We start from the raw sequence: 3,878 nt of genomic DNA on the forward strand, positions 1-3,878 counted from the left end.
GTCCACGCCCGGCCCGCTGATCATGGTGGTGCAGTTCGTCGCGTTCCTCGGCGCCTATCACCAACCCGGCACGCTGGACCCGTGGGTGGCCGGCGTCGTGGCGTCGATCCTGACCTGCTGGGTGACCTTCGTGCCGTGCTTCCTGTTCATCCTGCTCGGCGCGCCCTACGTCGAGCGGCTGCGCGGTAACCGATCCCTGTCGGCCGCGCTGACCGGCATCACCGCCGCCGTGGTCGGCGTCATCGCCAACCTCGGCCTGTACTTCGCCATCCACACCCTCTTCGGCGAAAGCCGGACGATCACCACCGGCCCTCTGCACCTGGAGCTGCCGGATCTGACGAGCTTCCGCATCGTCCCGTGGGTCATCGCCGCGGTGGCGGCAGTGCTGATCTTCCGGTTCAAGTGGTCGGTGCTGCGGGTGCTCGGCGTCAGCGCCGCGCTCGGCCTGATCGCCGGGCTGGCCGGGCTGCCGATCACCTGAGCTGCGTACGCTGGCGCGAGCTCCGGCGGACGACGGGCCGGGGTGGTCAGGGGGCGTGGCGACCTGGAGCGCTCGATCATGGACGTGCTCTGGTCGGCGGACGGCCCGATGGCCGGCCGTGCGGTGGTGGAGGCGTTCTGGGACGACGCTCCGGCGTACAGCACCATCGTCACCGCGCTCGACCGGCTGACGCGCAAAGGCGTCGTGATCCGTGAGATGCAGGGCCGGGTCGGTGTCTATCGGGCGGCGGCCGATTCTCGGCTATGTCGGTGCGATGGCGCTGCACGCCGTCGCCATCAGCCTGACCGCACCGGCGCGCGTATCGGTCACCATCGGTGCGGCTCTACGGCCGTCGCCCGAAGCGGCGCGTCATGTCGCGGCCGGCGCCTTTGGGCGACCGTCGGTGGCGTCGCCGTGCACCTTGGATGTGTCGCCGCGAGAGGTGTCGCGGCCGGGCGCTTCCCGCTCGGGAACATCTACGAGTTCGTCATCAGCGCGCGCCGGCCGGCGCAGTGACGTGGCTGGTCCTGTTGCTGTCCAAGCGCGAGCGGGACGTGGGTTGTTCGTCACGCTGGCACTCGCGATCATGCTGGGCGTGGCCGGGACCCGGCTGCACACCCGGGTCGCCCCGCTCGTCCCGGCGCTCGACTCACCATCGGCCGCCACCGCCTCCGGCCTGTTCCTGATCGGCTTCGTCACCGCGGTGCTCTACCTGCTCAGGTTGCGGCACGACACCGCCGGCGGCACGACGGCCACGGTGATCGACCGGCTGCCTGTCGCGGACCGGCTCGACCGGCTCACCCAGCGGCTGCACATCGTCGCGTTCCCCATCTGGACCTTCGCGGTCGGCACGGGCGCGATCTGGGCGGAGGCGGCGTGGGGTCGCTACTGGGCCTGGGACCCCCAGGAGACGTGGGCGTTCATCAGCTGGATGGTGTACGCCGCCTACCTGCACGCCCGGAACACCGGCGGCTGGCGCGGACGCAACGCCGCGATGGTCGTGCTGCTCGGCTGGGTGACCATGATGATCAACCTGTTCGCGGTCAACATCCTCGCTCGCGGCCCGCATTCGTACGCCGGGTGGTGATCGATAACATGTGCTTGTGTACGCACCTGATGACGTCGTGGACGCCGCCGTGGTTGCGCTCGGCATGCTCGCCGACGCCACCCGGCTGCGGCTCATGGCCGAGTTGCTCGACGGCGAACGGGATGTCACAGCTCTGACGTCGGCCGTGGGCGCTGCCCGGCCGGCGGTGTCGCAGCATTTGGCGAAGCTGCGGTTGTCCGGCCTGGTGGTGGTGCGCCGGGAGGGGCGGCGATCGGTGTACGCAGTCGGCGACGAGCACGTGCGACGGCTGGTGACCGAGGCCCTGCAGGCGGCAGAACACATGGTGCCCGGGCGCCCGGCGCACCACGCATCGCGAGTCCGTCCTACTTCATAGAGGTTGGCTGCTGCACGTGGCTGGCACCTGCAGCGTTGTCGCGTGCGTACATGAGCACATATCATGGTGGGGTGAGCGAGCACGGCAGGTGGCACCGATTGCGGCATGTCGTCACGCCGCATTCGCACGACAGTGCCGACAAGGTCGACTCGGCGATGGAGTCGTCCCGCGAAGGGCTACGGGCGCTGTGGATCTCGCTGCTGGGCCTGGGCGTGACGGCGATCCTGCAGGCCGTCATCGTGGTGTTCTCGGGGTCGGTGGCGCTGCTGGGCGACACCCTGCACAACGTCGCCGACGCGTTGACCGCGGTGCCGCTGGGGATCGCATTCCTGCTCGGGCGGCGGGCGGCCACCCGGGCGTACACCTATGGTTTCGGCCGGGCCGAAGACCTGGCCGGCGTCATCATCGTGCTGGTGATTCTCGGCTCGGCGGTGCTGGCCGGCTGGACCGCCGTGGAGCGGCTGGTGAATCCGGCGCCGATGACGCACATTCCGTGGGTGTTCGCCGCCGGGGTCATCGGCTTCGTCGGCAACGAGGTGGTGGCCCGCTATCGGATCGTCATCGGGCGCCGGATCGGGTCGGCGGCGCTGGTGGCGGACGGGCTGCACGCCCGCACGGATGGCTTCGCCTCGCTGGCCGTGGTGCTCGCCGCGGCGGGCGCCTGGCTCGGCTGGTCCTGGGCCGACCCGGTGGTGGGGCTGGCGATCACGACGGCGATCGTGGTGGTGCTGAAGGACGCGGCCCGGGAGGTCTATCACCGGCTGATGGACCGGGTCGATCCGGATCTGGTCGACCGGGCGGAACGGGAGCTGCGCCGTCTGGACGGCGTCCGTGACGTGTCGGGGCTGCGGCTGCGGTGGATCGGGCACCGCCTGCACGCCGAAACGTCCATCGTGGTCGACGCCGAGTTGAGCCTGGTCGCCGCGCACGAGATCGCGGCCGACGCCGAGCATCAGCTGACCCACCACGTCCCGCGGCTGTCCGGTGTGACCGTGCACGTCGACCCCGCAGGCCTTGCGGGCGACGACCGGCACGTGACGCTGTCCCACAAGCTTCGTGGGGTGGCCGAGCCGGTCGATTAGTCGGGTGCTGGAGCATTGTGGATGGTCACGGTGCCGGCATTGCCGTCGACGGTCACGAGCTGTCCCGGCCGCAGGCGTGTGGTGGCGTCGCCGGTGCCGACCACGGCCGGGATGCCGAACTCACGGGCGACGAGGGAGGCGTGGGCGGCAAGGGTGCCGCCGTCGGTGACGATGGCGGCCGCTCGGGCGAACAGTGGTGTCCACGCCGGTGCGGTTGCCTTGGCGACCAGGACATCCCCATGGCGGAATCCCGGAAAGTCCTGCGGGCCGCCCACGATGCGGACCGCTCCGGTGGCGCGGCCGGCTGACGCGGGATGGCCGACGATCACACCTTCGCCGATCTCGCCCGGTCCCCGCGCTCGCTGCACGGCACGTTCGATCACGTCACCGATCAGCCGAACCGGCCGTCCCAACGTCAGCGGCGCGGCGAGAGCACGCCGGCGCAGCCACTGCTCGCGGCGCTCGGCCGCGGTGCCGCCGAGGAAATCGACGTGGCCGGCCAGGTGCCGGGTGACTTCGTCGCGGCTGCAGAAGAACACGTCGTCGGCTCCGCTGATGCTGCCGGCCGCGGCCAGGTGGCCGCCGAGACGCCGGACGCAGGTGCGCAGCACCGGCCATGCCAGAGTGAAGTCGCGGGCCTGCTCCTCGCGGATCACCGCGTAGCGCTGGTTGACCCGCAGCAGCTCCTCGAATGCGATGAGGAGCCGACGCCGGCCGGAGAGGGCGGCTCGGCAGGCCCTTTCGGCAGCGGCTCGCTGGTCGGCGAGCCGGGCGAGCCGAGGGCCTTCTACGGGCTCGATGGTCGCCGTTCCCGGCAGCTCCGCGCCGACGGGATGAAACCAGTCGGCGCTCTGCACGGCGTGCGGTGCGTAC

At 71.0% G+C, this 3,878-nt stretch carries 6 protein-coding genes; 5 read left to right on the forward strand and 1 reads right to left on the reverse strand.

Annotated elements, in window-relative coordinates:
- The 5 genes from AB0M20_RS31175 to AB0M20_RS31195 all read left to right on the forward strand — a co-directional run.
- Positions 1-481, forward strand: a 481-nt coding sequence (locus tag AB0M20_RS31175; RefSeq protein ID WP_364303908.1) for a chromate transporter, incomplete at its 5' end; no start/stop codon positions are given.
- Positions 482-523: 42 nt separating this feature from the next.
- Positions 524-997, forward strand: a complete 474-nt coding sequence (locus tag AB0M20_RS31180) for a BlaI/MecI/CopY family transcriptional regulator (RefSeq protein ID WP_364303909.1) — start codon at positions 524-526, stop codon at positions 995-997.
- Positions 998-1,040: 43 nt separating this feature from the next.
- On the forward strand, positions 1,041-1,568 hold the full coding sequence (gene ccsA, locus AB0M20_RS31185; RefSeq protein WP_364303910.1) for a cytochrome c biogenesis protein CcsA: 528 nt from the start codon (positions 1,041-1,043) through the stop codon (positions 1,566-1,568).
- Between the two features lie 16 nt (positions 1,569-1,584).
- Positions 1,585-1,923 carry a metalloregulator ArsR/SmtB family transcription factor gene (locus AB0M20_RS31190; RefSeq protein ID WP_364303911.1) on the forward strand — a complete coding sequence of 113 codons (339 nt, stop codon included), beginning with the start codon at positions 1,585-1,587 and terminating at the stop codon, positions 1,921-1,923.
- Between the two features lie 71 nt (positions 1,924-1,994).
- Positions 1,995-3,005 carry a cation diffusion facilitator family transporter gene (locus tag AB0M20_RS31195; RefSeq protein WP_364303912.1) on the forward strand — a complete coding sequence of 337 codons (1,011 nt, stop codon included), beginning with the start codon at positions 1,995-1,997 and terminating at the stop codon, positions 3,003-3,005.
- Here AB0M20_RS31195 and AB0M20_RS31200 read toward each other — a convergent pair.
- The coding region (locus AB0M20_RS31200) for a PEP-utilizing enzyme (protein ID WP_364303913.1) at positions 3,002-3,878 on the reverse strand (877 nt) is incomplete at its 5' end. The genes AB0M20_RS31195 and AB0M20_RS31200 overlap by 4 nt on opposite strands.

It is taken from the genome of Actinoplanes sp. NPDC051633 (assembly GCF_040681735.1).
Taxonomy (GTDB): domain Bacteria; phylum Actinomycetota; class Actinomycetes; order Mycobacteriales; family Micromonosporaceae; genus Actinoplanes.